Below are 2,528 nucleotides of genomic sequence, written 5' to 3'. Positions count from 1 at the left end.
AGTGTCAACGGCGGTGCAAAATCCGGCCACGCGGCGGCGCAAAACCAGGCCAGGTGGCGGTGACTGGCGCCATGGCGCGCGCGCTTACCATAGAGCTGGCGCGTGCCATGGTGCTTTGGCCCCTTGGGGCCAAAACGAGGCGATGTGATTTCAGGACTTTTGTTGCTGCTTTCGGGCAGTGCTGTTGGCGAGGCGATAACTCTCGCCGTTCATTTCGAGGATGCTGACGTGGTGGGTCAGCCTGTCGAGCAGTGCGCCGGTGAGGCGCTCGGAGCCGAAGGTTTCGGTCCATTCATCGAAGGGCAGATTGCTGGTGATCAGGGTTGAGCCGCGCTCGTAGCGTTGCGAGATCAGCTCGAACAGCAATTCGGCGCCGGTCTTGGACAGCGGCACGAAGCCCAGTTCGTCGATGATCAGCAATTTGTAACCGGCCATTTGCTTCTGAAGGCGAAGCAGGCGGCGCTCGTCGCGGGCCTCCATCATCTCACTGACCAGGCTCGCGGCGGTGGTGAAGCCCACGGAGAGCCCCTTCTGACAAGCCGCCAGTCCGAGGCCAAGGGCAATGTGCGTCTTGCCCGTGCCACTTGGGCCAAGGGCAATGACGTTCTCGCGACGGTTGATCCATTCACACCGCGCCAGTTCCAGCACCTGCATCTTATTGAGCTTGGGGATGGCGCTGAAGTCGAAGCTGTCGAGGCTTTTGACCGTGGGGAATTTGGCGGCCTTGATGCGGCGTTCGACCATCCGCCGCTCCCGGTCGATCAATTCCAGTTCGACAAGCCGGGCGAGATACCGGACATGGTCCATGCCTTCGGCCGCGCATTGCCGGGCCAGCTTCTGATGTTCCCGCAGGAATGTCGGCAGCTTCAGGGCCTTGAGGTGATGGGCGAGCAGGATTTCCGGGGCATCGCTCATGCTGCGCCCTCCGCATCACCCGATAACAGCCGCATATAGGAGCCGGGCCTGGTTGTCTCGACCGTTGCCTTGGGCAGATAGGGATAGCAGTCCAGGTCCAGCCGGGGCGGACAGTGTTCAACACGGCAAAGCAGCAGGTGCTTCACGGCGTCGAAGCCGATCGCGCCCATCTGAAGCGCCTGCTTCACCGCGGCATGCAGATCAGCCAGATCGAAGGTCTCGAGCAGCCGCAGGACCTGGACGTATTCGCGTCGGCCATGCCGGTTCATGCGCGCTTCCATCAGCTGGCGCAACGTCGCGAACTCCTCGGGCAGCTCCCAGTCCTGCAACGGCGCGGCCTGATCGAATGCATTGAGTTTCTGCTCCAGCAGCGGCAGGTAGTGGATCGGGTTGAAGATGAGTTCATCGCGATCCCAGCACCGGGGATGGCGGGCAATGACCTCGCCCCGGCAGCCGATCACCACGTCATGGACATAGGCCCGGATCCAGACATCCTGATGGCCGAAGGCAACCGGCACCGAGTAGTCGTTGGTCTTGTAGCGCACCAGACACTGCGACGAGACGCGGCCACTGTCCTGGTCGCAGGCATCAAAGGGCGCAATCGGGAGTGGGCGCATGGCAGCCAGATCGCGTTGCAACCGCTCGCCGATCGTTTCGCTTTCGCCGCGCAGGACATCCTGCTGGCGCTTGCGGCATTGCTCCTCCAGCCAGAGGTTGAACGCCTCCCAGGTCGCGAACTCGGGAAGCGGCACCATGAAGTTGCGGCGGCAATAGCCCACCAGGCCCTCGACATTCCCCTTGTCGTTGCCTTTGCCGGGGCGGCCATAGCGATCCCGGATCAGGTAATGGGATAGAAACCCGCTGAACAGGGCGGCCCGCTTGCGGGTGCCATCGGGCAGGATCTTCGCCACCAGGCACCGGTCGTTGTCATAGACAATCGACTGGGGGACCGCCCCAAAGAAGGCAAAGGCGTGGATATGGCCGTCCACCCAGGCCTCGGCCACAGCCGCTGGATAGGCGCGGACGTAACAGGCGTCGCTGTGCGGCAGATCCAGAACAAAGAAGTGGGCCTTCTGCTCGACACCGCCGATCCTGACCATCGCTTCGCCGAAGTCGGCCTGCGCATGGCCCGGGGGATGCGCCAGCGGCACGAACACTTCCTGGCCCCGCCGTTCCCGCTCCCGGATGTAATCCTTGATGATCGTGTAGCCACCGGTGAACCCGCATTCGTCACGCAGCCGGTCGAACACCCGCTTCGCCGTGTGCCGCTGCTTGCGTGGCATGGAACGGTCCGCCTCCAGCCAGCCCTCAATGATCGGGATGAAGGGATCGAGCTTCGGCCGCCTGACCTCGGCCGTTCGCCGGTAGCCCGGCGGCACCGAGAATGTCATCATCTTCGCAACCGTATCACGGGAGATGTTGAAGGCCTTCGCCGCCTGACGCTGGCTCATGCCCGCCGCGCAGGCCTGGCGAACCCTGAGATATAGTTCCACGCTGAAAATCCTCGCGCCCTCCCTGCTGCCGCAGAAAGGGAAAGGGTGGACGACTTTTACGCCGCCCGCAGCAGCTCCATGCCGCCGCTTCCGTGGACTAGTTTCTCACCGCCGTTCTCA

Annotated in this window: 2 protein-coding genes; both read right to left on the bottom strand. The window is 63.1% G+C overall.

The window, feature by feature from the left end; all coding sequences use genetic code 11:
• Positions 1-150 precede the first annotated feature (150 nt).
• Positions 151-915 (bottom strand): IS21-like element ISPve1 family helper ATPase IstB, encoded by a 765-nt coding sequence (gene istB / locus OU682_RS23685; protein WP_268944633.1) that lies wholly within the window; start codon positions 913-915, stop codon positions 151-153.
• The gene (gene istA, locus OU682_RS23680; RefSeq protein ID WP_442952618.1) at positions 912-2,408 is read right to left on the bottom strand and encodes an IS21 family transposase; all 1,497 of its coding nucleotides are present in this window, start codon (positions 2,406-2,408) and stop codon (positions 912-914) included. Before istA ends, istB begins: the two co-directional genes overlap by 4 nt.
• Between the last annotated feature and the right edge of the window lie 120 nt (positions 2,409-2,528).

The sequence above is a fragment of the Paracoccus benzoatiresistens genome (genome assembly GCF_026913015.1).
Classification (GTDB): Bacteria; Pseudomonadota; Alphaproteobacteria; order Rhodobacterales; family Rhodobacteraceae; genus Paracoccus; species Paracoccus benzoatiresistens.
Note: the sequence above shows the minus strand (reverse complement) of the source record. Positions and strands in the feature narration are given on the sequence as shown.